The sequence below is a fragment of the Crossiella sp. CA-258035 genome, assembly GCF_030064675.1.
Classification (GTDB): domain Bacteria; phylum Actinomycetota; class Actinomycetes; order Mycobacteriales; family Pseudonocardiaceae; genus Crossiella.
Genome location: NZ_CP116413.1, coordinates 4,006,018 through 4,029,078, shown reverse-complemented (window position 1 = coordinate 4,029,078; position 23,061 = coordinate 4,006,018). Strand labels below are relative to the sequence as shown.

Sequence of the window (23,061 nt, the reverse complement as noted above, 5' to 3'; positions counted from 1 at the left end):
CAGGCCTCTTGCCGGGTCAGCGTCGCAGCTGACCCCGTACCGCACCGGCCGGGTATTCCGCGTTGTGCACGGCGACGTAGAACTGGCTCGGTGCGCGCCTCAGCTCACGGGCGCGCCTAGTCGGGCGACTGGGCCGCGAGCGGCCACGCGGTGACCGGAATGCCGGACAGCGCAAGGATTTTGGCCGGTGCGCTGCCCTGCGCCGCGCGGATGCTCAACGAGCGGCCGGCCGCAGTGGCCACCGCCATGCCTTCCAGCAGAAGGGCCACGCCGCTGCTGCTGAGGTAGGCCAGCGCGGTGAGGTCCAGCACGATGTCGCGGGCGTCCCGCGCCCCGGCACGGGCCAGCAGCTGTTCGCGCAACGGCCGGGCCGCGATGAGGTCGAGCTCTCCACGCAGGCACACCACCTCCACCGCCGGGTCACCCTCCGCCACGGCCAGGCTCGCCGCGGCGACGGGGGCGTCGATCGTGTGCCCGGGTTGGTCAGCAGCCGCCGGCTTCGCCGCGGCGAAGCGGAAGCGGACCGTGGTGCCCTCCGCGCTGGATTCGATGCTGGCCTCGTCGGAGAGTTCCTGGATCAGTTCCAGGCCACGGCCCCGGTAACCCCGGTCGGCCGGCTTGGGTCGCCAGGCGCCGTGGTCGACGACCTGGCCGAGGACGGCGCCGTCGGCGGTGCGGGCGAGCTGGTAGTCGAACTCGCCCTTTCCCTTGGGGTAGGCGTGTTCGACTGCGTTGGCCGCCGCTTCGCCGACGACGAGCTGGATGTCGTCGAGCAGCTCGGCAGGCACCGCCGCACGCACCGCCCACCGCGCGATCTGGCGGCGCAGGAGACTGAGCTGACCGGGTTCGGCCGGTACCCGGGCCACCAGCGGCGCGGGCATCGCGCGCACCACGACCAGGGCGACGTCGTCCTCCTGTCCCCCGGCCAGCAGCTCGGTGGTCAGGTGCTCCACCAGCGCGGCGGGGCCGAGCGCGTGGCGTTGCCGCAGCAGCTCGGCCAGACCGGCCAGGCTCTCGTCGATCACCTCGCCGCGGCGTTCGACGAGGCCGTCGGTGTAGAGCACCACCGAGTCCCCTGGCCGCAGCACCGCGGTGTGCTCCTGGAACTCCACCTGCTCGCCCGCGCCCAGCACCGCGCCACCGACGCTGAGCGGACGCACTCCCTCCGGCTGGACGAGCATCGGCGGAAGGTGGCCGGCCAGCGCCCAGGTCAGGGTGTGCTCCTGCCAGTCGAAGAGCAGGCAGGCACAGGTGCTGGCCATGGCGCCGGGCGTGCTCCTGGCGAAGGTGTTGAGCCTGCCGAGGGCCGCCGCCGGGCCATGTCCCTCCAGCAGGTACGCGGCCAGGGCGCTGCGCAGCTGGCCCATCACCACGGCCGCGGCCGTGCCCTTGCCGACCACGTCCCCGACCGCCAGTGCCACGGCCGTCGTCGAGACCGGGAGCACCTCGTACCAGTCGCCCCCGGCCTGGGCGTGGGTGGCGGCCGGCAGGTAGCGGGCCGCGGCCGACAACCACTCCAGCGCGGGCAGCTCCCTGGGCAGCAGGCTGCTCTGCAACGCCTGGGCGATTTCGTGCTCGCGGCGCAGCAGCGCCTCCCGCTCGGCCTCCGCCCGCAGCCTTGCGGTGACGTCCCTGGCGATGGCCTGCAACCCGGTCGGGGTGGACTGCACGCTCAACTCGACCGATAGCGTGCTCCCGTCGGCGCGGCGCAGCTGCCACACATCGCTGATCGCCTGCCGCCGGTCGGGATCGGCCGCCAGCTCCGCCAGCGCATCCGCGCCGTGCGCGGCCACCAGGTCGGTCATCCTGCGGCCCAGCAACGCATCCCGCCGCACTCCGAGCAGGGCGCAGGCGGCCGGGTTGGCCTCGATGAAGCGCAGGTCGTGGTCGAGCAGCCAGATGCTGTCGGTGGCCAGCTCGAACAGTAGCCGGTACCGCTCCTCGCCCTCCCGCAACGCGCGGATGGAGTGCACGCGTTGCACCGACTCCCAGCACCGGTTGGCCACCACCCCCACCAGGTCGACCTCAGCGGCGGTCCAGCGCCGGGGGTGGGCCTGGTGCACCGCCATGGCCGCGACGAACCGGCCTGCCTTGTGCAGCGGCAGGCAGATCACCGCCCGGATCCCGGTGACCTGGTAGGCGTGCAGGTCCGCCCCGTGCAGCCGCTCGTCGTCGGCGCTGTCGTGCACCACCCACGGCTGTCCGGCCCGCATCGCCCGCAGACAGCCCTCACCGAAGGCGGCCATGGCGAAGCGGCCCGGCAGGTGCGGCAGCCCGGTGGCGTGGTCGCCGCTCATCAGGAAGTGGTCCTCATCGGCCTCGGCCCGCGCGTAGGCGCACCGGTCGGACCCGATGTGCTCCCCGAGCAGCCGGGCGGCCGCGGCCATGACTTCCTCGGCTTCCTCGGTGGCCTGGAACTCCAGCTCCAGCCGACGCAGGAACCGTTGCCGCGCAAGCCCTTCATCCGGCTCGGCGATGAGCACCAGCCGGCCCTCCCCCGCCGCCACGGCGAAACAGCGCAGCGCCGTGCCACCGGCCACGGCGGTCAGCCTGCCGGTCCACTCCGTCCCGCCGTCGAACACCGGCACCAGGGCTTCGACCGGCCCGGTGAACAGCTCGGACAGACGGAGGGCGCGCGGCTCGACGTCCTGGGCCAGCCCGAGCAGGACCCGCCCCGCCGAGTTGAGCGCCACCACCGCCAGCTCGGCGTCGACCGTGGCCACCAGCTGCGTTCTTGCGCCGTCACTTCCGTCCGGTGACATCACCGACGGCTCCGGTTGCGACCCGTCGTGGTCCGCCTCATCGTCCGGCCCCTCTCGCCCCAGTTCTGCGAGCTGGTACCCGCCACACGCCGTAGATAATCGCCGAGGTGGGCACTTGGGGCCGCCGGTACCGGAACGTGCGGTCGGCACGGCTGGCGGAGGCCCCGTCGGTGCACCACCTCCAACAGGACGAGTCGCACGCGAAAGCGGTCACCGACGCTCCGGATCGCGCTCTGGACACCAGGGCGGCCGTCCGTCTCAGCCGCTGGGGGCAGCGGGTGTCCCCGCCGCTGTGCTCCTGGCAGCGGTCACCGGCGCAGCGTGGCCGCTGGCAGGGCCTGGCACATGGGTGAACCCACCTATCCGCCGCGGGGCCGACCTTCTGCCGCGGGCGGGGCCGTCGCGGTGGGTGAGGGCTGGCTGGCTCCGGGCTGCTGGGTGAGCAGCGCCGCCAGGGCGGTGCGGGAGGAGACGCCGAGTTTCTGGTAGATCCGGCCGAGGTGCGTCTCGACAGTGCGTCCGCTGACAACCAGCCGTTCGGCGATCGCCCGATTGCTGTAGCCCTGCGCGACCAGGTCGGCGATCTCGCTCTCCCGCCGGGTCAGGCCCAGCGGCGAGTGCTTCGCGGTGCGCGGCCCTGCCGCGGTGACCCGGCGGCCGAGCTTGCGTTGCTGCCGGGTGACCAGCTCGGTGTGCCGAGTCGCCCCGCACTCGGCGAAGATGGCCGCGGCACTGTCCAGTTCGGACAGTGCTCGCCCACGCTCGCCCAGTGCCGCGTGCGCCAGTGCGGCCGCCATTCGCGCTCGTGCGGCCAGGACCGGCATGCCCGCGGTGGTGAGGGCGCGCACCGCGAACTCCGCGCAGGGCAGGGCGGAGCCTGGGCGTTGCGCGCACTGGTGGGCATGGGCCCTGGCCAGTGCGGCGAATGCGCCGCTCCACGGCAGCGCGTCCTCGGCCAGTTCTTCCGCCCGCTCCGCCCATTCGCCGGCCTCAGCCGACAGGCCCTCGGCTGCGGCGAGTTCGGCCAGTTCCGCGTACAACCGCAGGCGCCCCCGGTACAGCATCCGGGACAGCTCTGGCCCGCCCGCCTGGTCGATCGCCCCGGCCAGGTCGCCGTGCAGTCCGGCCTGCCTGCGCAGCAACGCCCGGCTGAGGGCCATGAAGCCACTGTGCGGACTCTGGGCGCTGCCGGGCAAGGTGCCCACCTCGCGGTGCACTCGCTCGATCACGTCCAGATCGAGGCAGTCGAAAGCCACCGCTGCCCGGCTGGCCAGCGCGGAGACGAGCAGTGGACCGGCCCCGGTCATCCGGGCCCCGTCCACGGCTTCCTCTGCCATGTCCACCACCGTGGCCAGCTGCCCACGGGCCGCCTCGGCGGCGGCGATGACGGCGAGCACCTCGGTGCTGAAGTGGAGGTGGCCGAACTCCTCGGCTTGCCGCAGCACCGGCCGCAGCCGGTGCAGGCCGCTGTCGAGTCGGAGGTGGCCGATCACTTCCACGAACGGAACGATGTTGGCCATACCGAAGAAGGCGTTGTTCCGCGTCGAGGTGATCCGGTCGAACAGCTCGGTGGCTTCGTCCAACAGGCGCACCGCCTCCGTTGCCTTCCCCAGTTCGGGATAGCACCAGGCCAACATGGCCAGACCCGCGCAGCGCACCGGGCAGTCCGGCCCGGTGGGGCGGTGCCGGAGCACCTCGCCGGCAGCGGCTGCGGCGGCCTCGAAACGGGCTTCGACCAGCTCCAGGTTGGCCATGAGCAACCAGATCACCGCGGCGGCCAGCTCGTCCCGGTCGGACAGGCGGCGCAGCTCGGCCCGCAGAACGGCCTTGGTTTCGGCCGGCCAGACCAGGAACCGGCTCGCGGTCGCGTACAGCGCCGTCGCCCGCAACCGGAGTTCGACCTGATCCGCTGGCAACGTCTGGAGCAGACTGGTGGTGACCTCCCTGGTCTCCGCGCCGTTCCCGGTCAGCATCAGCGCGTGGCCCAGCTCGATCCGCAGTTCCCGACCGAGCCGATCGTGCGGCTCCGCGTGCAGCTCGAGTGCGGCCCGCAGCCAGCTCGCCGCGGTGGCCGGCGCGTGCACCAGCGCGTCCAGGGCCGCCGCGCGCAGCAGCCGCAGCGCCTCGGCGTCGCCGAGGACTGCCGAGCGGGCGACGTGCGGTGCGATCACGCTGATCGGCGCGCCACGGTCACTCAGTGCCCGGCCGACCCTGCCGTGCGCGGCGGCCCGCCACAGCGGACTGGCCGAGTGGTAGACCGCGTTGCGCAGCAAGGGATGCCGGAAGGCGACCCGCTGGCCGGTGCCGGCCGCGCGGAGCAGATCGGTGGCGAACAGCTCCTCGGCCGCGGCGAGCGCCACCGCCGGAGGCAGGTCCGCGGCGACCGCGACCAACCCCGGCTCCACCTGGTCGCCGAGCACCGCGGCGGCCTGGGCGACCAGGCGAGCCGTCGGGGACAGCCGGGTGAACTCGGCGAGCAAGGCCCCGTTCAGGTCGCCCGCGGTCTGGTTCGGACCGCCGCGCGCCATGAGCTGCAGGTACAGCGGGTTGCCGCCCGCCGCGCGGTGTCTGGCCCGCCGCTGGTGCAGGTGCGGCGTGTCAGCCATCAGGTGCTGCGCGGCTGCGAAGTCCAGCGGCAGGAGCTCCATCCGCCGGGCCGCGACGGGCACAGGTTCGTGCAGCACGGCGGCCACCTTGTCGGGTAGCTGGCGGTGCCGGTGCGCCAGCAGCAGCACCAACGGCCCAGCGGGCGGGCGCCGGAGCAGGTGGGTCAGCAGTTCGACGGAGGCCCCATCCGCCCAGTGCAGGTCGTCGAGTGCCAGCACGGTTCCGCGCGGACCGGAGATCGTCTCCAGCGCGGCGGTCACCGCGCGGTACAGGGCGCGCCGCCCGCCAGGCGGCGAAGGTTCCGCCGACGTCCAGTCGGTCAGGGCCGGGAACAGCGACGCCAACGCGCGCAGGTGCCTGGCGCCCAGCGCGGCGACCTCCTCCTCGGACAGCTCGGCCAGCCGGTCCTCCAGCGCGTCCAGGAACATGCCGAAGGGCTGGTCGTGCTCGAACTCCCCGGCACGGCCGGACAACACGGTGAAGCCGCGGGCCGCAGCTCGGGAGACGGTCTCGAAGAGCAGCCTCGACTTGCCGATACCGGGGTCGCCGAGGATCTCCACCGAGGTGACTCCGGACGCGGGCGCCTCCAGCAGTGCGTCGAGCGCGTTCAACTCCGGCTGACGGCCGACGAACGGATGCACTGCCTCACCCACCCCCTACGACCACGATACTCAGGCCGCGCAGGGAACTGGGTGAGTGCCAGCGGCGCTCCGTGTCGAGCCGCTGATGCCGGGTACACGGCCAGGGTGACCGCCATCCTGCCCGCCCGCGCACTGGACGTCCCCGCAGCGCTCAGCACACTCCGGGACCGCGAGGTCAACTACGACCTCGCCGAGGTCGCCGAACCCGCCTGGCGCTTCGACGAGCACCGGCACGGCCTCGGCGTCGAACCGCCGGGACCGCCGGTGCCCGATGGCGTCTGGGAGCGGGCGCGACTGGTGGTGCGGGACTACAACTTCACCCCGCCCGGCCTCATCCGCGCCTGGTACCGCGGCGCTGACCCGCTGCCTGGCCGGAACATGCTGTTGGAGGGGCGGTTCGGGCCGTTGCGCTTCCTCCTGGGGGTCCGGGTCACCGACGTGGTGGCCGAGGAGGACGGGGGGCAGCGGTGCTGGGGCTGGAGCTACGTCACCCTGCGCGGGCACATCGAGCGCGGCCGGGTCGACTACGCGGTGGTCAAGGACCTGGACACCGGACTGGTGTTCTTCCGGGTGCGCAGCCACAACCAGCTCAACCCCAGCGCGCACCCCGTGGTGCGACTGGGGTGGGCGCTGTTCGGCCGTGGCCTGCAACTGCGTTTCTACCGCCACTGCGCGCAGCGCCTGCGCGCCCTCACCCACGCCGGGCCGCCCGTCGCGGCGCCGCTGGACGAGGTGGTCCGCGTGCCCCTCGGCGTGCGGCCCGGGAGGTGGGACCGGTGGTCGGTGGTCGTCGCCGACGCCGCTGACCAGGAGAGGACCACCCGGCCGTGAAGATCGTGATCACCGGGGCCAGCGGCAACGTGGGCACCGGACTGCTGCGCGCGCTCGCCGGCGCACCGGAGCGGCACCGCGTTGTGGGGATCTGCCGCCGCCCGCCGCCGCCCCGGCCGCCCTACGACGGGATCGACTGGGTCGCCCTGGACCTCGGCGCGCCCGGGGCCGAGCGCAGGCTGGCCGGGGAGTTCGCCGGTGCGGACGCCGTCGTGCACCTGGCGTGGGCGATCCAGCCCGTGCGCGACGAGGCACACCTGCACCGCGTCAACGTGGACGGCACCCGGGCCGTGCTCGCCGCCGCCCGCACCGCCGGCGTCGGGCACGTGGTGCACGCCTCCTCCTTGGCGGTCTACGCCGCCGCGTCCGGCGAGCAGGTCGACGAGCGGCACCCGGCGACCGGGCTGGCCGGCAGCGTGTACAGCCGCAACAAGGTCGCCGCCGAATGCCTGGTGTCGTTGTTCGCCGCGGCGAACCCGGAGGTCACCGTGACCAGCCTGCGCCCGACCCTGGTCACGCAGCGGACCGCCTCGGCCAGTCTGACCGCGCTGTTCCTGGGCCCGCTCATCGGGCCACCGCTGGTCCGCCTGCTCGGTTCCCGGCTGCTGCCGGTGCTGCCGCTGCCCTCGCCGCTGCGGGTGCAGCTCGTGCACGCCGACGACCTCGGCGAGGCCATCCTGTCGATCCTGGCCCGGCGCACCTCGGGCGCGGTCAACGTCGCCGCGCCCGAGGTGCTCACCGCCGCCGACGTGGCCGCCGCGCTGAACAGCCGCTCGGTGCCGGTGCCCGCCCGGGTGGTGCGGCCGGTGGTCTCAGCGCTGTGGCGGCTGCGGCTGCTGCGCTGCTCGCCGGGCTGGTTCGACGTCGCCCTCACCTCCCCGACGCTGGACACCACCCGTGCTCGCGCCGAGCTCGGCTGGCAGCCACGCGTCAGCGGACAGCAGGCGTTGCGGGAACAGCTGGACGGGATCGCCGCCGGTGCCGAGGGCGACAGCCCCGCCCTGCGCCGGACCCGCTTGCGCCGGGCCTGACCCTCGTCAACGCCAGGCTGGTCAGCTCGCTGGCGGCCCGACCTGCCTGAGCGCGGCGGTGAGGGCCTGCCACGGCAGCAGGGCGCAGCGCACCCGGCTAGCGGAGAACCGCACCGCCCCGAAGGCGCTCATCGCGCCGACCGACTCCGGCGGTTCCGGGTTCGCTCCGCGCAGGAAGTCCCGGACCACGTCGTGCAGTTCGGTGAGCCGGTCGGTGGTCCTGGCCTCCATCACCATGGTGTGCATGACCGAGGCCGAGGCCTGGCTCAGCGTGCAGCCGACCGTCTCGTGGCTCAGCTCGTCCACGGCGCCGGCGTGGTGGCGCAGGCGCAGGGTGATCTCGTCGCCGCAGGAGGGGTTCACCTTGTGCACCTCCGCGGTGAACTCCTCCTGCAGGCCGTGACCGCTGCGCAGGCGGTAGTGCTTGGCGATGACGTCCCGGTACAGGTCGTCGAGCTTCACCGGTGCTCCTCCAGGTCGATGAAACCCTGTGCGGCGAAGAACTCGCGCACCCGCCGCACGCCGCTGACCAAGCGGTCGATGTCCTCGCCTCCGTTGTAGACGTGCACGCTGGCGCGGACGCTGGCGGTGACGCCGAGGGCCCGGTGCAGCGGCCAGGCGCACTGGTGACCCGCCCGCACCGCGATGTCCTCGTCGTCGAGGATCTGCGCCACGTCGTGCGCGTGCACCCCGTCGACGACGAAGCTGATGATCCCCGGCCGCCGCGCCGGATCCTCGGGACCGAGGGTCCGCACGCCGGGCAGCGCCCGCAGCTCGGTCAGCGCGTACCGGGTCAGCTCGATCTCGTGGTCGAGCACCCGCCGCGGTCCCAGGCCACGGAGGTAGTCGATGGCCGCGGCGAACCCGACGGCCTGGGACACCGGCGGCACGCCAGGCTCGAAGCGGTGCGGCGGATCGGCGTAGGTGGCGCCGGTGAGGGTGACCGTCTCGATCATGGAGCCACCGGTGAGGAACGGCGGCATCCGCTCCAGCAGGTCGAACCGGCCCCACAGCACGCCGATCCCGCTGGGCCCGAGCATCTTGTGGCTGGACAGCACGAGGAAGTCCACCTCGAGCGCGCGCACGTCGATCGGGATCCGGCCCGCGGCCTGGCAGGCGTCCACCGCGACGAGGGCCCCGGCCCGGCGGGCGGCGCGCAGGACCGGCTCGAGGTCGGTGACCGCGCCGGTGACGTTGCTCTGCAGGGTCACCGACACCAGCGCGGTCCGCTCGCCGATCACCTGCTCAGCCGCGGCGAGGTCGAGGCAGCCGTCCGCGGTGACGGGGATGTACCGCAGGGTCGCGCCGGTGCGCCGGCACAGTTCCTGCCAGGGCACGAGGTTCGCGTGGTGCTCCAGCTCGCTGAGGACCACCTCGTCGCCAGGCCCGATCGACAGGCCGTCCGCGCCGGTGCCGGGCGAGCCGAGGGAGAAGGCGAGCAGGTTGATCGCCTCGGTGGCGCTCTTGGTGAACACCACCTCGGCGGGGTTCCCGCCCAGGTAGGCGGCGACGGCGGTGCGCGCGTCCTCGTACGCGGCCGTCGCTCGTTCGGCGAGCCGGTGCGCACCGCGGTGGCAGGCGGCGTTGGAGCGCTCCAGGAACTCGCGCTCGGCGTCGAGCACCACGCGTGGGCGCTGGGTCGTGGCCGCCGAGTCGAGGTAGACCAGCGAGGCCGCGTCCGGGGCGGACAGCAGCGGGAAGTCGGCCCGGATGCTCCTGGCATCCAGACAGGTGAGGGCGGCTGCCGGGTCGAGGTAGCTCACGAGGTCGTCCGGTGGTCGACGGAGCCGGACTCGATGATGATGTTCGCCGTCTGCAGGCACAGGCCCCGCACGCACACGCTGATCTCCTCGGCGTCGGCGATGTAGTCCGGCTCGGCGAACTTCGGGTTGAACGCCTCGATCCGCTTGGTCCGCACCCCCTCCTGGTAGTCCGGCAGCCGGGTCCAGTTGATCCCGTCGTAGGACTCGGTCCGCTCCGGGAAAACCGCCGGATCGTGCCAGCGCACCACGACGCCGAACATCAGCAGCGGTTCGAACAGCGGCTCGGCCAGGCCGTCCTCATCCAGTTCGCCGTCGGCGGCGTAGCTGAACCCGCCACCGACCATGGACAGCGAGCAGGTGGCCAGCGGCGCCTCGGTGGTGGCGTGCTCGAGTGCGGTGCCACAGCCGAGCTTGCGGGCCAGCAGGTCGGCCACGCCGTAGGGCAACGCTTCCGCGGTGCGTGGCACCGGGCGGGGGTCGTGCTCGGCGTAGCGAGCGACCACCCGCAGGTCATCGGATCGCACCTGTTCGAGCAGCAACGGCCGCTCCAGCTCCAGCGCGCCCTTGCTGTCGTCGAGGATCGCCGAGGCCAGCGGCACCGGCAGCATGCTCGTGGGGGTGCTGACCACGTTCGGGTGCGTCTGGTTCGCCGAGGCGCGGCGGGTGCCGTTGAGGACGTGCGGCTCCCCGTCGATGTCGGTGACGATGGTCAGCTGCAGCACCGGCTGCCACAGGCTCCCGGGCTCCAGGCACTCGCGCAGCGTGGTCTCCCGGCCGGAAACCCCCGGCAGGTGAGCGCGCAGGAACGCAGCGTCGTAGACCTTGGCCATTTCATTTCCCCCTTCGCGGTAATGCGATGTCGTGCTGCTCACCACGAAGTTAGCGCGCCCGGCGACCGGACCAATCAGGGCGCCGCAATCGCCCATTCTGTGAATAGACAGGATGAGCGAGTTTTTTCAGTTAGCCCTGACACTGCTTTCGGTCATAACGGGAACTTCGGCAGCAGCACAGGCACCCAGCGTGCTCACCCGGTGCACGCAAACAAGACATTTCCCGCCCACTGCCCCGAGAGAGTGATCTTCAACATCACTCTCTGAAGCTAATGGTCCATTCGGGACAGCCAAATCCGGAAATTCGAACCCGCGCTCAACGGCACTGCTCTACTCTCGGCCCGGTGACTTCCACCCTCGATCGCCTGTACTCCTTCATGCAGTTCTCCGCGCGCCTGCGCGAGGTCCAGCGGCACAACCGGGCAACCCCCGACCGCGCCGAGTCGGTGGCCGAGCACTCCTGGCACCTCGCCCTGATCTGCTGGCTCCTGCGCGGTGAGTTCGAGCGCGAGTTCGGCACTCCGGTCGACCTCGACAAGATGATCAAGATGTGCCTGCTGCACGACCTCGTCGAGATCGACACCGGTGACCCCTCCGCGTGGCGCACCGACGGCGCCGCCGAGGGCAGCGCGGAAGCCAAGCGGCAGAAGGCGTTGGCGGAAGAGCAGTCGGCTCAGCAACGCTTCGGCTCCCTGCCGGAACCCATCGGCTCGGAGATGCTGGCGGTGTGGCACGAGCACGAGGCCGGGCAGACGTTGGAGGCGCGGCTCGTGCGGGCGGTGGACCGGTTGAACCCGGCGCTGATGCGGCACCTGACCGGGCAGGGTTGGTCTGATGTGGGTGCTACCGCTGCGGATTTGGACAACTTGCAGTTGCCGCGGTTGTCGGTGAGCACGACGCTTACTGGGCTTTATCAGCGGGTTCGCGCGGCCGCGGTGGAGAGCGGGCAGTTCGCCATCCGCGAGGAGGGCGTTGAGCGACAGTGCCGGTGACGCGGAACTGGGCGGTCAGGATCAGCCGCCTGCAATGTGCGAATCATCGCGGCTCCAAGGTGAAATGGGCCTCGGTGGAACAGCGGCAGTGGTCCCCCGACTGCGAGGAGCTCACGATTTCGTCCCGCCCGGAAAACGCGCGGAGTCCTCATGGCTGTTCCCATTCGAGCGTGACGCCTCGACATTGAACGGCAGCGGGCGGCGCCAGCCCGCGTTCACCTGGCCGTGCGGCCGAGGAAGTCGGTGATCAGCTTCAGCCATTGCTCAGGCTGCTCGGCGAAGGGCAGGTGCCCGGTGGCGATCTCCTCAGTCCGCGCGCCCGGGATGCCGGCCGCCAGCCGGCGCTGGAGCGCGACCGGGACCAGGGCGTCGTCCACGGTGACGATCACGAGCGTCGGCACGGTGATCGAGGCGAGGTCCGCGCGCACATCGGCGCGGCGGACCAGGTCGATCTGGGCGACCATGTCAGCGGAGATGCCCTGGGCGGTCTGGTCGGCGACGGCGCGGGCCTGCTCGAGGGTGAGGGAGTTCAGCGTGGGCGCGCCCAGGGCCAGCACGGTCGCGTACTTGGCCACCAGGTGGTGCTGCCCGGTCGCCATGAGCTCGTGCCAGATGTCGATGACCAGTTCGGTGCGGGTGTCGAGGTGGGCGAACGTGGCGCTCAGGACAACAGCGGTGACGCGTTCCGGATGGCGCGCGGCCACCCGGATGGCGACCGGACCCCCCAGCGAGAACCCGGAGACGGCGAACGTGTCCAGCCCTTCCGCGTCCGCCGCCGCGACCAGCTGGTCCGCCAGTTCGTCCAGCTCCAGCGGGTTCTGCGTGGCCGGCGTGGCTCCGGAACCGGGGTAGTCGACGCCGACAACGGTGTGCCGGGCGGCGAGCCCGTCCAGGATCGGCCCGTAGTTGGCCTCGATGCCTCCGCTGGCGCCATGGGCGAGGAGCAGGCCGGGGCCGGAGCCGCGGACGGTGCGCGCGTACGAGGTCACTGTGGTCATGTGAGGGTCCTTTAGCGATCGCTACAACTGGGAACGACGCAGACCGTAGCACGGACCTTTAGCGATCGCTACAGCCCGGCTACCATGTCCCCGTGACCCAGAACCGCCCCTCCGCAACGCGGTCCCGCCGCGCCTTCGACCGCGACAAGGCCCTGGCCACGGCGCTGCGGGAGTTCTGGTCGCACGGGTACGAGGCGACCTCGGTCGCCGCGCTCACCAAGGCCATGGGCATCAACCCACCCAGCCTGTACGCGGCTTTCGGCGACAAGCGGCGACTCTTCGACGAAGCGGTGCGGCTGTACCAGCGCACCCACGGCAGAGTGCTGTCACCAGAGGCCCCGGACGCGCGCACGGCGGTGCGGGACATGCTCCGGCAACTGGCGACGGACTACACCGACTCCCGCCACCCGCCGGGCTGCATGATCGTCACCGCGGCGACCAACTGCGGGCCAGAGTCGCACGAGGTGGAGCTGGAGCTCCGCGCGAAGCGCGAGGCGGCGAAGGCGGCCATCGCGGCCCGCATCCGCCAGGACATCGACGCGCGACGCCTGCCCCCGGAGACGAACGCGGCGGGCCTCGCGACCTTCTACGCCTCCATCATCCAGGGCATGAGCCAGCAAGCGCGAGATGGAGCCTCGCGCGGCGAGCTGGAGCAGGTCGTGGACTGCGCCATGCGAGCTTGGCCAGACCCGGTCTAGGACCCCTCGGGTTCCTGCCAGCCCGCCGCGGCCAGCACCTCGAAGATCACCGGGCGCACGGAGGAGCACGGCTGTGCCCCTTCCAGTGGGGCATCAGGCCAACGTGCCTCAGCCCCGGCAGCTGACCCGGTACTCCGTCGGAGTGCGGCCGGTCAGCTCCAGGAAGGCCGCGTTGAACGCCGACAGGGAGGCGTAGCCGACCCGGAAGGCCACCTCGGTCACCGGGGCGTCACCGGCCACCAGCTCCTCGATCGCACGCGCCAGCCGCATCCGCCGCAGCACCGCCCGCCAGGTCGTCCCGGTCTCCTCGGCGAAGCGGCGGGCCAGCGACCGGGGCGCCAGCCCCACCTGCGCCGCCACCTCCTCGAAGCGCACCTCCTCGGCCAGCCGCGCCTCGGTCAGCCGCAACGCCAGCCGCAGCTCCGGCGAACGCCCGGCCGGGATGGTGACCGGGCTCGGCTGCTCGGCCAGCCGCCAGGTCACCGCCGCGAGCGCGGCGAACATGGTCTCCGCGTAGGGCGGGAGCACCTGGTCGGGATCGCCCCACGCGCCGCACTCGGCCACCAGGCACCGGGCCAGCGGGCTGAGGTCGAACACGGTCAGCGGCGCGGGCGGCGGCGGGGCGAACCCGGTGTCGAACAGCACCGAGGCCGTCCGGACCGGCCGAGGGATGCTCACCTGGATGGGCCGCCCCGCCTCCACCAGCGCGGCCCTGGCCGGCGGCAGCAGCCACACCTGGCCCTGCGCGGTCAGCCGCAGGGCCCCGGCCGAGGCGTACAGCAGGTAGTGCCGGTCGGTGCGCAGCTCCCGTTCAGGACCGGCCTCGACCTCCCGCACGAAGCTGTACGCCTTGGCCGTCATCCGATCTCGACCGGCTCGGCCAGGAAACGCCGGCTCACCGGCGCCCCCACGGTGAGCGGCCGGACCACCGCGCCGAAGCTGGCGAAGGACTCCGAGGCCAGGTAGCCGCGGAAGGACTCCTCGTCCACCCACTCGTGCAGCACGGTGATCTGCCCTTCGTCCTCCCGCGAGGCGAAGACCCGGAAGTCGCGGTTGCCCGGCATGGCCCGCACCCGGTCCCGTTCGGCGTCGAACTGGGCGAGCGCGGCGGCCCGGTCGGCGGGCGCGGTGCTGAAGTCTACGGTGGCGATCAACATGTGGCGTCTCCTCTGTCGTGGTTGCTGAGAAGATCCTCGCCCGAGCACCACATGGCACGCTGCCGTCAGTCGGACAGCTTCGCGCTCCTATCGGACAGCCACACGGGGCTACTGGAACCAGTGCTGATACGTCTGGCCGACGCAACCCTGCTGGACCACCGGCGCGCCGTCACCGACGCTGCCATCGCGAACGGTGACGCACTTGCCGGTGACCCGATTGCGCATCTCGAAGGGCGTCCTCGCTGACAGCATTGGACTTCCAGTGCTGGTCAGTCCATTCCTCGTGGCACTCGAACTGGATGACCGGAACCCCGTCGGCTGGATTGCCCTGCGCGATCGCCAGACACTTGTTCGTGAGCTCGTTGCGCAGCATCGTGTACCCGTCCGGGGCCGGATCGAAGAACCAGTACTTGTCGGTCCCCGCCTGGTCACAGGGATACTGGATCGCGCCGAGCCCGTCCGCGGGACTTCCGTTCGGGATGGCGATGCACTGCCCGCTGTTCAGGTTCCTCAGCCACGGGGGCGCCTTCGTACCCCGGGTGGGCGCCGCGGCCGTGTTCGCCGGCGAACCGGATTCACTGGCGACCGCGACGGAACTCGGCGCGGTCAGCAGCGCGAGCCCAACGGCCGCGGACATCGCAGCCAACGACATACTGACAGATGACACATTTCCCCCTCGAAAGAAAACCCTACGATTCGCTACCCGCCCCAGCCCCCATTACGCCGCATTTCCTCTTCAGGAAAGCAACTATTTCTATCGTTGCCCTTGCAACGAAGTCAAGGAACGCGCACAGCATCACCAATTCGGAGCAGCCACCGGCCGCGGCGCACTGGCCAAACCGGTCTACGACGCGGTCCAGCCGCAGACAGACCGCGGTTCAGCCCTTCGCTTCGCGGACGTCCTTTCCGTGCTCGGCGAACGCCTTGAAGTCCTGCATGTGCTGTAGCGACTGCTTGCGGAAGGCGCCGGGCATCAAGAGCCCCACCAGCCGCATCAGCAAGCTGCTGAACCGGTACTCGTTCTCACTCACCCAGAGCGTCGTCCCCAGGCCCGTCTCGGTGAAGCGTTCGCGCGCGGCGCTCCACATGCCCTGGCCGACGATCTCGCGTTCGTAGTGGACGACGGTTTCCCCCGCGATCCCGTGCAGGTCCACCGGTTCCCGGCGCGTGATGGTCTCGGTGCACTCCATCTTCTGCTGGCCCATCTGCAGCACCACTCGCGACTTGGTGCCGACCTGTCCGTGCACCCCGCTCAGCGGCTCGTGCAGCACCAGGCCCCGCAACCACTTCGGCAGGTGTTCCGGGTCGGCGAGCAGCTGGACCACCCGCTCCCGTGGCAGGGCGATCTCCATCGAGACGGTGTACTTCATGGCGGAGCGCTCCAGTTCTCGAGTGAACGGACGCACACTAACCGTCGCCGGGGGTGCACGTCGGCGAGCGTCGGACAGCGCGCCGGTCACCCGCGGAACGGGTCGGTACGCATCAACCTCTCGCAGTCTCCTTCCACACCAGTCGGGTCAACGCGGTGGACGGCCACACCGCACGCGGCGGAGGAGATCGCTCCCGAGCCCTGACCCGGCACGCCGTCTGCGCGAGACCACCGGGAAACACCGCGCTTCCGGACCGCGCCCCTGGGTCTGGTCGCCAGGCCGGTCGCGGGCTTGCGGTGCGGGACGGGGCGAACGTCGCACCGGCGGCTGTCCTGCCGCGACACCGAAGTTGGCGGCGATGATGGCGTCGAACTCCGCGTGCAGCCAGGCCGGGTCGGCGCAGACGAGGTCGGCGAACCCGGCCCGTCCGGTGGTCACGCCACGCATCTCGATCACTCCCAGCTCACCATCACCAGGTCCTTGACCGAATACCTTTCTCGAGCGACCTCGACAACGTCGACTACCCCACGTACACCACCGGGCAGGCCGCCGAACTGCTCGGCGTGCAGCAGGCCTTCCTGCACAGCCTGGACACCGCCAACCTGCTGCGCCCGCACCGCTCCGACGGCGGACACCGCCGCTACAGCCGCCGCCAGCTCGACCGCGCCGCCCGCATCCGCACCCTGTTCGACGAAGGCCACAGCCTGGCCGCCACCGCCCGGATCATCGAGCTGCAGGACGAGCTCACCGCCACCCAGGCGGAGCTCGCCGAACTGCGCAGCCGGCTCGGCCCGGAGCGGGTCTGACCGGGCCCGCCGCCGGGATCAGCGGCGCGGGGTCACCGCCAGCAGGATCTCCGGGCCGTGCCGGTCAGCCCGCCGGCCGCCCAGTGCCGCACCGGCTTCGGCCGCCGACCCCGCCCACGCCACGCCCAGCGGCAGCGCCAGCCACGAGCCGCCTGGCACCAGCAACGCCACCAGGAGCACCGGTGCGGCCAGGGCCATGCCGCCCAGCAGCGCGCCGTAGGCGGTGATCGCGGGCTGGGCCTGGCCGCCGGGTGGGGTGGCGAAGGGCTTGTCCGGCGGTGCGGGCACGTACGGCACCCGCGCGGACAGGATGGTGGCCAGTGCCGCGGCGCTGCCGAAGGCCGCCAGGCCGGTGCCGAGCGCGGGGAGGATGGCCGCGGGGGCCTCGCGCAGGAGTCCCAGTGCCACGGCCGCGACCAGCACGGCGGGGACGGCCAGGACGGCGTTGGCGATGATCCGGGCGCGCAGGTCGTCCCGGCCCGGCACGGCGGCCAGCAGGTGGGTGGCGTAGGCGGGGCCGTCGTAGCCGAAGGCGTTGGCCACGCCCAGCCCGACCGCGCAGCCGGTGATCGCGGTGACCACCTCCACCGGGGCCGACCGCCAGGTCACCGCGAGGGCGACCGGGATGACCAGGTAGGTGATCAGCGCGATGCGGAACCTGGTGTCGCGCACCCACATCCGCAGTGTCCTGGCCACCACGGCGCCTGCCGGGCTGCTCGGCAGCACCCGGCGCAGCCAGCGCGGGACCAGCTCGCCGCCCGCCGCACCGGCCCGTTGCCCCGAGCCGCCCGAGGCCCGGCCCCCGGTCATCGCCGAGGCCAGCATCCGGCCCCACCACCAGCCCAGCAGCAGCACCGCGACCAGCCCGATGAGCAGCTTCGCCAGCGCCGCCAGGGCGTGGCCGTGCGCCAGGTCCCACCAGGCGGAGTACGGGGCCGCGAGCGGAGTCCAGGCCAGCACCCTGGCCGCGGGCAGCCAGCCGTCCCAGGTGCCGGTGAACAGCCGGTCGTTCAGCGTCACCCAGGCCAGCCAGGCGCCGGCCGCGACCAGGAACACCACCACCGTGGCCAGGTCGCGGGCCACCCTTGAGGTCAGCAGGCGGGCGAAGGCCGTGGTCAGCGCCCGGCTGCCGACCAGGCACACGGCCAGGCCGAGCAGCACCCCGAGCACCGCGACCAGCACGGCGGCCACCCCGTGCGCGCTGGCCGCGATGATCGTGCCGCTGGTGGCCAGCAGGGTCACCAGGGTGGGCACGCTGACCAGCGCGGCGGTCAGGAACCCGGTGGTCAGCTGTCGCCTGGTCAGCGGCAGCAGCGCGAACTTGACCGGCTGCAGCGTCTCGTCCACCCCGTACAGCAACGGCACCAGCAGCCACAGCACGGTGATCAACGCCTCGATCAGCGCGGTGCGCAGCAGCGCTCCCTCCGGCGTCGCGCCACCGGCCCCGGCCAGCAGCACGATCGCCTGCACGGCCAGGAACAGCCCGAGCAGTCCGCCCAGGACGAGGAAGGCCACCCGCCCGCCCGCGCCGTCGGCGAAGGAGTTGCGCAGCACCCGCCACCTCAGCGCGAGGAATCGCCAAGCCATGACAGTTCCTCCGTCCCGCGCCTCGGCCCGCCGACCAGGTCGACGAACACCTCGTGCAGCCGCCGTCCGCCGCGGACCTCCTCGAGCGTGCCGCTGGCCAGCACCCGGCCGGCCCCGATGACGGTGAGGTGGTCGCAGAGCTGTTCGGCGACCTCCATCACGTGGGTGGAGAAGATGACCGTGCCACCACCGTCGAGGTAGCGGCGCAGCAGGTCGCGGATGGTCCCGGCGGAGACCGGGTCGACCGCCTCGAAGGGCTCGTCGAGCACGAGCAGCGTCGGGGAGTGCAGCAGCGCGCAGGCCAGGCCGATCTTCTTCTTCATGCCGGTGGAGTAGTCCACGACCAGCTTCCGGCCCGCCTCGCCCAGCCCGAGCACCTCGATCAGCTGGGCGACGCGGGCGCGGACGGTGTCCTGGGCCATGCCGCGCAGCAGGCCGTGGTAGTCCAGCAGTTCCGGCCCGGTGAGCCGGTCGAAGAGGTGGCTGGCCTCCGGCAGCATGCCGATGCGCCGCTTGGCCGCCACCGGGTCCCGCCAGACGTCCACCCCGGCGACGGTCGCGGTGCCCGCGGTCGGCCGCAGCAGCCCGACCGCCATCGACAGGGCGGTGGTCTTGCCCGCACCGTTGGGACCGACCAGCCCGTGGAAGGAGCCGGTGGTGACGTCCAGGTCGATCCCGGCCACCGCGGTGGTGTCGCCGAACTGCTTCACCAGGCCCCGCAGAGCCAGGGCCGGGGTGGCGGTGTTCTGCTGCTCCATGACCCGGATCAGATCAGCTTCCGACCTCGAAGAATTCGTCAATTACCCGACTCGGCCCCGTGTCGCAGCAGGTCAATGGCCTCCGCCAGCGCCGCCACCGCCTCCGGGTACACCTCCGCCGCCGAGCGCCCCGAGGCGATCGCCCGTGAGTTCTCCCCCATCAGCATCACCTCCAGCGCCCCGAACTGCACCGCCACGAACTGTGCCCGCCGAGGCGGGTAACCGGCCTCGGTGAGCGCCGCCACCAGCATTGCCTCCGACTGTTCGGCGAACCGGCGCAGCCGCGCGGTCAGGCTCTCCGTGCCGGTGATCAACTGGTAGAAGCGGACCACCTCCGGCTCGTCGCACAAGCCGCTGATCGGGTCTTGACGGCGCAGCGCGTCCAGCCAGCCCCGGTGCAGCGCGGACAGCGGGGACTCCCCCGGTTCGCGGGCGCGCACGTGGCGGGCCGACTCGTCCTGGTGGTCGGCGAAGCGTTGCACCACCAGGTCTTCCTTGCTGGGGAAGTACTTGAACAGGGTGCGCTTGGACACCTCGGCGGCCGCGGCCACGTCGGCGACCGAGACCTGGTCGAAGCCGCGTTCCAGGAACAGCGCGATCGCGGCCGCGGCGATGGCCTCGCGTGTCCGCTGTTTCTTGCGCTCGCGCAGTCCCGCTGGCTCACTCACCCACCCATCCTAGCCACCTTGTTCACCCGGGCGATAAGTAAACCTGGTATATCTTTCTACCGAGTGGACCTTTTGGAGGGAGAGTCATGCGAACTCAGGTGATCGTCGTGGGCGCCGGGCCGACCGGCTTGATGCTGGCGCACGAGCTGCTGCTGGCCGGGGTGTCGGCGACGGTGGTGGAGCGACTGCCCAGGGCGAACGTCCAGTCCAGGGCGGACAGCCTGCAACCGCGTACCGCCGAGGTGCTTGACCTGCGCGGACTGCTCGCGCCGCTGCTCACCGGTGTGCCGCTGGCCGGGTTGCTGGGCGGGCACTTCGCCGGGCTGCCGGTGCCGCTGGACTGCACGCCGTGGCAGACCCGCTACCCCGTCCCGGTGCCGGTCTCCCAGGGCAAGCTGGAAGGCTTCCTGGAACAGCAGGTCGGCGCGCGCGGCGGCACGGTGCTGCGCGGCACGGCGGTGGCCGAGGTCGGCCAGACCGCGCACGACGTCCAGGTCAGCACCGACAGCGGCCAGACGCTGTCCGCCGACTACGTGGTGGCCTGCGACGGCGCGCACAGCACGGTGCGCAAGCTGCTCGGCCTGCCCTTCCCCGGCCAGCCCGCCACCGCCCGCTCGGTGGTCGCCGACGTGGTGCTGGCCGCGCACCCGGACACCGTGGCCGTGGGCAGACGCCACTTCAGCGAGCGCATCCGCGCGGCCAACGGCTACTGGACCGTGCTGCACCCGTTGGGTGACAACGTCTTCCGGTTCATCTTCGGCAGCGTCACCGACCCCAACCCGCCGCGCGAGCAACCGGTCACCGAGGCGGAGGTGCGGGCCGCGCTGCTCGCGGTGTACGGGCCGAGCGCCGAGCTGACCGCGATCCGCGCCGCCTCCCGGTTCTCCGACGCCTCCCGCCAGCTGGAGAGCTACCGCCAGGGCCGGGTGTTCTTCGCCGGGGACGCCGCGCACATCCACCTGCCGGTCGGTGGCCAGGGCGTCAACCTGGGCATCCAGGACGCGATGAACCTGGGCTGGAAGCTCGCCGCCCAGCTGCACGGGTGGGCTCCCGCGGACTTGCTGGAGACCTACCAGAGCGAACGCCACCCGGTCGCCGCCGGCGTGCTCGCCAACACCCAGGCCCAGGGCGTGCTGCTCAACCCCGAGGGCGGCGCGGACGTGGCCGAGTTGCGCGCGCTGATGGCCCGGCTGCTGCGCCTGCCCGAGGTCAACCGGCACCTCTCCGGCATGATGTCCGGCTTGGACATCCGCTACGACCTGGCCGGACCGGAGCACCCGCTGACCGGCCGCCGGATGCCCGACCTGGACCTGGTGACCACCGGTGGCGCGGACCGGGTCTCCGCCCTGACCCGCGCCGGCCGCGGCCTGCTGCTGCGCTTCGACGACCGGACCGAGGTCACCGCGGAGGGCTGGACCGACCGGGTCGAGGAGGTCACGGCCAAGACCGCCGAGGACCCGGGCGCGGCCGCGGTGCTGCTCCGGCCGGACGGGCACGTGTGCTGGGCCGGAGCCGACTCCGCGGCGCTGACCACGGCGCTCACCCGCTGGTTCGGGGCTCGGACCGGCTGAGGCTCAGGCGGCGCGGCGGGGGCTGGAGGCCATGACCACGGTCGCCCAGGTCGTCCAGCCCAGCCGGGTGTAGAGCCGTTCCCCGTCGGAGCTGGCGAACAGGATGCCGGTGGTCGCGCCCATGACCACCGCCTCCGCCATCAGCGCCCCCATCACCACGCTGCCCAGGCCGCGGCGACGGTGCGCGCTGTCGGTCTCGATCTTGTCCGGAATGGCGTCCGTGCCGATCACCGCGGCCAGGCCACTGGCGGCCAGTGCCCCGGTCTGGTCCCGGACCTCGGCGCGCAGCACCCGGCCGGTCACCGTGGTGGCGCAGGTGTACGGCGCGGCGGCGGGCGGACGGGGGTGGGTGCCGAGCTCGCGGGTCATGATCCATTCGCGGTACGCCCGCAGGGTCAGTCCCGCCGCGCGCAGCACCTGCTGCACCTCGTCAGGCCGGTGGGTCGGCACCGTCAGCAGGGTCGGTTTCGCTTGCGCGGCAACCTCATCGGCCAGTGGCCGCACCGAGCCGGGGGCCGCGTCGACATCCAGCGCGATCAGCTCACGGTGCCGGTTCGGCTGGCCCAGCAGGAAGTCCAGCACGCCCCGCGCCTCCACCGGCTCCGCCCAGCCCCGGCACTCGCGCCAGCCACGCTGCCAGCGGCGGACCCACTCCGACATGTGTTCTTGTCCTCTCGTCCACTTCGGACTCAGCCGGACCAGTGCGGTCCACGTGCGATAGTGGTGGCTGCGCGGCCCGGTCAGCAAGACGCCCAGTGAGAGGGCTCCTATGGCATCCGGCGACTCCCAGCCACCACAGCTCTACGGACCCGAGTTCGACGCGGACCCGGCCCCGGCCTACCACTGGCTCCAGCAGCACTCGCCGGTGCACCGGGTGGAGTTCGCGGCCGGCCTGTCCGCCTGGCTGGTCACCCGCTACGCCGACGTGCACGCGGCCCTGACCGATCCTCGGCTGGCGAAGGACCCGGCGCGCGGCTGCCCGTTCTGGCGGAACTCGGGCATGGGCCTGCCGCTGGACCACCGGCCCTCGCTGGCCCAGCACATGACCAACGCCGACCCGCCCCGCCACCAGGACCTGCGGCGCCTGGCCAGCGGCATGTTCAGCCCACAACGCCTGCAACGGCTGGAGATCCGCGTCCAGCAGGTCACCGACGAGCTGCTGGACCGCATCGCACCGCACGGCCAGGCCGACATCGTCAACGACGTGGCCTACCCGCTGTCCACCACGATCATCTGCGAGCTCATCGGCGTGCCAGCGGAGGATCGCGCCGAGCTCCAGCGCCAGGCCGCGGTCATCGACGCCTCCGACGCCACCGACCGCGAGGACCTGCTGGCGGCCACCGACGCGATCGACGCGTACCTGGCGGACCTGCACGCCCGCAAGAAGGCCGAACCGGGCGATGACCTGATGAGCCACATGATCCAGCGCCAGCACCGCGGCGCGATGACCGACGACGAGCTGACCTCCACCGCCTTCCTCATCCTCATCGCCGGGCACGAGACGACCACGGCCCTGGTCGGCAACTCGGTCCTGGCCGCGCTCACCCACCCCGAGCTCGCCGCCCGGATCCGCCAGGACGAGGCCCAGCTGGCCGACTTCATCGAGGAGTCGCTGCGCCGCGACTGCCCGGTGCGCAACGTCAGCTGGCGCTTCCCCACCGAACCGATGCGCCTGGGCGGCCAGGACCTGATGCCCGGCGAACCCGTGCTGCTGTCGATCCTGGCGGCCAACCGGGACGCCGAGCAGTTCACCGACCCGGACACCTTCCGGCTGGACCGGAATCCCGAGGACCACCTCGCCTTCGGCCGCGGCCGACACGCCTGCCTCGGCGCCGCGCTGGCCCGGGTCCAGGGCGCCACCCTGCTCGGTGCGCTGCTGCGCCGGTTCCCCGACCTGGCACTGGCCGAGCCGGTGGAGCGGCTGCGCTGGTGGCCGAGCCCGATCATCCGCGCCCTCTACGCCCTGCCGGTGACCTGGTGAGCTGACCGCG

General features: G+C 72.3%; 22 protein-coding genes. 7 read left to right on the top strand and 15 right to left on the bottom strand.

Features of this window, described 5'->3' with window-relative positions:
- Positions 1 to 16 precede the first annotated feature (16 nt).
- The 3 genes from N8J89_RS41950 to N8J89_RS18325 all read right to left on the bottom strand — a co-directional run bounded on the left by N8J89_RS41950 (position 17) and on the right by N8J89_RS18325 (position 6,010).
- Positions 17 to 175, bottom strand: a complete 159-nt coding sequence (locus N8J89_RS41950) for a CHRD domain-containing protein (protein WP_502868463.1) — start codon at positions 173 to 175, stop codon at positions 17 to 19.
- The gene (locus tag N8J89_RS18330; RefSeq protein WP_283665578.1) at positions 117 to 2,723 is read right to left on the bottom strand and encodes a SpoIIE family protein phosphatase; all 2,607 of its coding nucleotides are present in this window, start codon (positions 2,721 to 2,723) and stop codon (positions 117 to 119) included. Before N8J89_RS18330 ends, N8J89_RS41950 begins: the two co-directional genes overlap by 59 nt.
- Positions 2,724 to 3,121: 398 nt before the next feature.
- Complete coding sequence (locus N8J89_RS18325; RefSeq protein ID WP_283665577.1) at positions 3,122 to 6,010, bottom strand: helix-turn-helix transcriptional regulator; 2,889 nt, start codon at positions 6,008 to 6,010, stop codon at positions 3,122 to 3,124.
- Positions 6,011 to 6,115: 105 nt separating this feature from the next.
- On the opposite strand from N8J89_RS18325, the gene N8J89_RS18320 reads away from it, so the two are divergent.
- Both N8J89_RS18320 and N8J89_RS18315 read left to right on the top strand, forming a co-directional pair.
- Entirely contained in the window at positions 6,116 to 6,841 is a 726-nt protein-coding gene (locus N8J89_RS18320) for a DUF1990 family protein (protein ID WP_283665576.1), read from the top strand.
- Positions 6,838 to 7,872, top strand: coding sequence for an NAD-dependent epimerase/dehydratase family protein (locus tag N8J89_RS18315; protein WP_283665575.1), 1,035 nt, complete (start codon positions 6,838 to 6,840; stop codon positions 7,870 to 7,872). Before N8J89_RS18320 ends, N8J89_RS18315 begins: the two co-directional genes overlap by 4 nt.
- A gap of 21 nt (positions 7,873 to 7,893) precedes the next feature.
- Here N8J89_RS18315 and sufU read toward each other — a convergent pair whose 3' ends face one another.
- The 3 genes from sufU to N8J89_RS18300 are packed head-to-tail and all read right to left on the bottom strand — an operon-like array spanning position 7,894 to position 10,465.
- A complete protein-coding gene (gene sufU, locus N8J89_RS18310; RefSeq protein ID WP_283665574.1) occupies positions 7,894 to 8,334 on the bottom strand; it encodes a Fe-S cluster assembly sulfur transfer protein SufU in 441 nt (146 codons plus the stop codon).
- Positions 8,331 to 9,635, bottom strand: a complete 1,305-nt coding sequence (locus tag N8J89_RS18305; RefSeq protein ID WP_283665573.1) for an aminotransferase class V-fold PLP-dependent enzyme — start codon at positions 9,633 to 9,635, stop codon at positions 8,331 to 8,333. The genes sufU and N8J89_RS18305 overlap by 4 nt, the downstream gene beginning before the upstream one ends.
- Positions 9,632 to 10,465, bottom strand: coding sequence for a hypothetical protein (locus N8J89_RS18300; protein WP_283665572.1), 834 nt, complete (start codon positions 10,463 to 10,465; stop codon positions 9,632 to 9,634). The genes N8J89_RS18305 and N8J89_RS18300 overlap by 4 nt, the downstream gene beginning before the upstream one ends.
- Positions 10,466 to 10,809: 344 nt before the next feature.
- Here N8J89_RS18300 and N8J89_RS18295 point away from each other — a divergent pair, with 344 nt between their 5' ends.
- Positions 10,810 to 11,457 carry an HD domain-containing protein gene (locus tag N8J89_RS18295; RefSeq protein WP_283665571.1) on the top strand — a complete coding sequence of 216 codons (648 nt, stop codon included), beginning with the start codon at positions 10,810 to 10,812 and terminating at the stop codon, positions 11,455 to 11,457.
- A gap of 215 nt (positions 11,458 to 11,672) precedes the next feature.
- On the opposite strand, the gene N8J89_RS18290 is transcribed toward N8J89_RS18295, so the two are convergent.
- The gene (locus tag N8J89_RS18290) at positions 11,673 to 12,455 is read right to left on the bottom strand and encodes an alpha/beta fold hydrolase (RefSeq protein WP_283665570.1); all 783 of its coding nucleotides are present in this window, start codon (positions 12,453 to 12,455) and stop codon (positions 11,673 to 11,675) included.
- 92 nt (positions 12,456 to 12,547) lie between these two features.
- On the opposite strand from N8J89_RS18290, the gene N8J89_RS18285 reads away from it, so the two are divergent.
- Positions 12,548 to 13,153 carry a TetR/AcrR family transcriptional regulator gene (locus tag N8J89_RS18285; protein WP_283665569.1) on the top strand — a complete coding sequence of 202 codons (606 nt, stop codon included), beginning with the start codon at positions 12,548 to 12,550 and terminating at the stop codon, positions 13,151 to 13,153.
- Between the two features lie 108 nt (positions 13,154 to 13,261).
- On the opposite strand, the gene N8J89_RS18280 is transcribed toward N8J89_RS18285, so the two are convergent.
- The 4 genes from N8J89_RS18280 to N8J89_RS18265 all read right to left on the bottom strand — a co-directional run bounded on the left by N8J89_RS18280 (position 13,262) and on the right by N8J89_RS18265 (position 15,680).
- Entirely contained in the window at positions 13,262 to 14,014 is a 753-nt protein-coding gene (locus N8J89_RS18280; protein WP_283665568.1) for a helix-turn-helix transcriptional regulator, read from the bottom strand.
- Positions 14,011 to 14,310, bottom strand: a complete 300-nt coding sequence (locus tag N8J89_RS18275) for a putative quinol monooxygenase (protein WP_283665567.1) — start codon at positions 14,308 to 14,310, stop codon at positions 14,011 to 14,013. The genes N8J89_RS18280 and N8J89_RS18275 overlap by 4 nt, the downstream gene beginning before the upstream one ends.
- A 169-nt stretch (positions 14,311 to 14,479) precedes the next feature.
- Entirely contained in the window at positions 14,480 to 14,977 is a 498-nt protein-coding gene (locus N8J89_RS18270) for an RICIN domain-containing protein (protein WP_283665566.1), read from the bottom strand.
- A gap of 211 nt (positions 14,978 to 15,188) precedes the next feature.
- Complete coding sequence (locus N8J89_RS18265; RefSeq protein WP_283666193.1) at positions 15,189 to 15,680, bottom strand: SRPBCC family protein; 492 nt, start codon at positions 15,678 to 15,680, stop codon at positions 15,189 to 15,191.
- 488 nt (positions 15,681 to 16,168) lie between these two features.
- Here N8J89_RS18265 and N8J89_RS18260 point away from each other — a divergent pair, with 488 nt between their 5' ends.
- Entirely contained in the window at positions 16,169 to 16,486 is a 318-nt protein-coding gene (locus tag N8J89_RS18260; protein ID WP_283666192.1) for a MerR family transcriptional regulator, read from the top strand.
- A gap of 18 nt (positions 16,487 to 16,504) precedes the next feature.
- Here N8J89_RS18260 and N8J89_RS18255 read toward each other — a convergent pair whose 3' ends face one another.
- Genes N8J89_RS18255 through N8J89_RS18245 form a run of 3 tightly spaced genes read right to left on the bottom strand, consistent with a single transcriptional unit; the run spans position 16,505 to position 19,499 of the window.
- Positions 16,505 to 18,073 carry a hypothetical protein gene (locus tag N8J89_RS18255; RefSeq protein WP_283665565.1) on the bottom strand — a complete coding sequence of 523 codons (1,569 nt, stop codon included), beginning with the start codon at positions 18,071 to 18,073 and terminating at the stop codon, positions 16,505 to 16,507.
- Positions 18,049 to 18,831, bottom strand: coding sequence for an ABC transporter ATP-binding protein (locus N8J89_RS18250; RefSeq protein ID WP_283665564.1), 783 nt, complete (start codon positions 18,829 to 18,831; stop codon positions 18,049 to 18,051). Before N8J89_RS18250 ends, N8J89_RS18255 begins: the two co-directional genes overlap by 25 nt.
- A gap of 38 nt (positions 18,832 to 18,869) precedes the next feature.
- Positions 18,870 to 19,499, bottom strand: coding sequence for a TetR family transcriptional regulator (locus tag N8J89_RS18245; protein WP_283665563.1), 630 nt, complete (start codon positions 19,497 to 19,499; stop codon positions 18,870 to 18,872).
- A gap of 86 nt (positions 19,500 to 19,585) precedes the next feature.
- On the opposite strand from N8J89_RS18245, the gene N8J89_RS18240 reads away from it, so the two are divergent.
- Positions 19,586 to 21,070, top strand: a complete 1,485-nt coding sequence (locus N8J89_RS18240) for an FAD-dependent monooxygenase (RefSeq protein WP_283665562.1) — start codon at positions 19,586 to 19,588, stop codon at positions 21,068 to 21,070.
- A 3-nt stretch (positions 21,071 to 21,073) separates the two neighbouring features.
- Here the strand turns inward: N8J89_RS18240 and N8J89_RS18235 are convergent, their stop codons facing one another.
- Complete coding sequence (locus N8J89_RS18235) at positions 21,074 to 21,730, bottom strand: GNAT family N-acetyltransferase (protein WP_283665561.1); 657 nt, start codon at positions 21,728 to 21,730, stop codon at positions 21,074 to 21,076.
- A gap of 109 nt (positions 21,731 to 21,839) precedes the next feature.
- On the opposite strand from N8J89_RS18235, the gene N8J89_RS18230 reads away from it, so the two are divergent.
- On the top strand, positions 21,840 to 23,051 hold the full coding sequence (locus N8J89_RS18230; protein WP_283665560.1) for a cytochrome P450 family protein: 1,212 nt from the start codon (positions 21,840 to 21,842) through the stop codon (positions 23,049 to 23,051).
- Positions 23,052 to 23,061 lie beyond the last annotated feature (10 nt).

Coding starts and splice junctions, on each gene's coding strand:
- N8J89_RS18300 (WP_283665572.1), bottom strand. CDS start 10,465: ATGGCCAAGGTCTACGACGCTGCGTTCCTGCGCGCTCACCTGCCGGGG.
- N8J89_RS18290 (WP_283665570.1), bottom strand. CDS start 12,455: ATGACCACAGTGACCTCGTACGCGCGCACCGTCCGCGGCTCCGGCCCC.
- N8J89_RS18280 (WP_283665568.1), bottom strand. CDS start 14,014: ATGACGGCCAAGGCGTACAGCTTCGTGCGGGAGGTCGAGGCCGGTCCT.
- N8J89_RS18275 (WP_283665567.1), bottom strand. CDS start 14,310: ATGTTGATCGCCACCGTAGACTTCAGCACCGCGCCCGCCGACCGGGCC.
- N8J89_RS18265 (WP_283666193.1), bottom strand. CDS start 15,680: ATGAAGTACACCGTCTCGATGGAGATCGCCCTGCCACGGGAGCGGGTG.
- N8J89_RS18255 (WP_283665565.1), bottom strand. CDS start 18,073: ATGGCTTGGCGATTCCTCGCGCTGAGGTGGCGGGTGCTGCGCAACTCC.
- N8J89_RS18250 (WP_283665564.1), bottom strand. CDS start 18,831: ATGGAGCAGCAGAACACCGCCACCCCGGCCCTGGCTCTGCGGGGCCTG.
- N8J89_RS18240 (WP_283665562.1), top strand. CDS start 19,586: ATGCGAACTCAGGTGATCGTCGTGGGCGCCGGGCCGACCGGCTTGATG.
- N8J89_RS18235 (WP_283665561.1), bottom strand. CDS start 21,730: ATGTCGGAGTGGGTCCGCCGCTGGCAGCGTGGCTGGCGCGAGTGCCGG.
- N8J89_RS18230 (WP_283665560.1), top strand. CDS start 21,840: ATGGCATCCGGCGACTCCCAGCCACCACAGCTCTACGGACCCGAGTTC.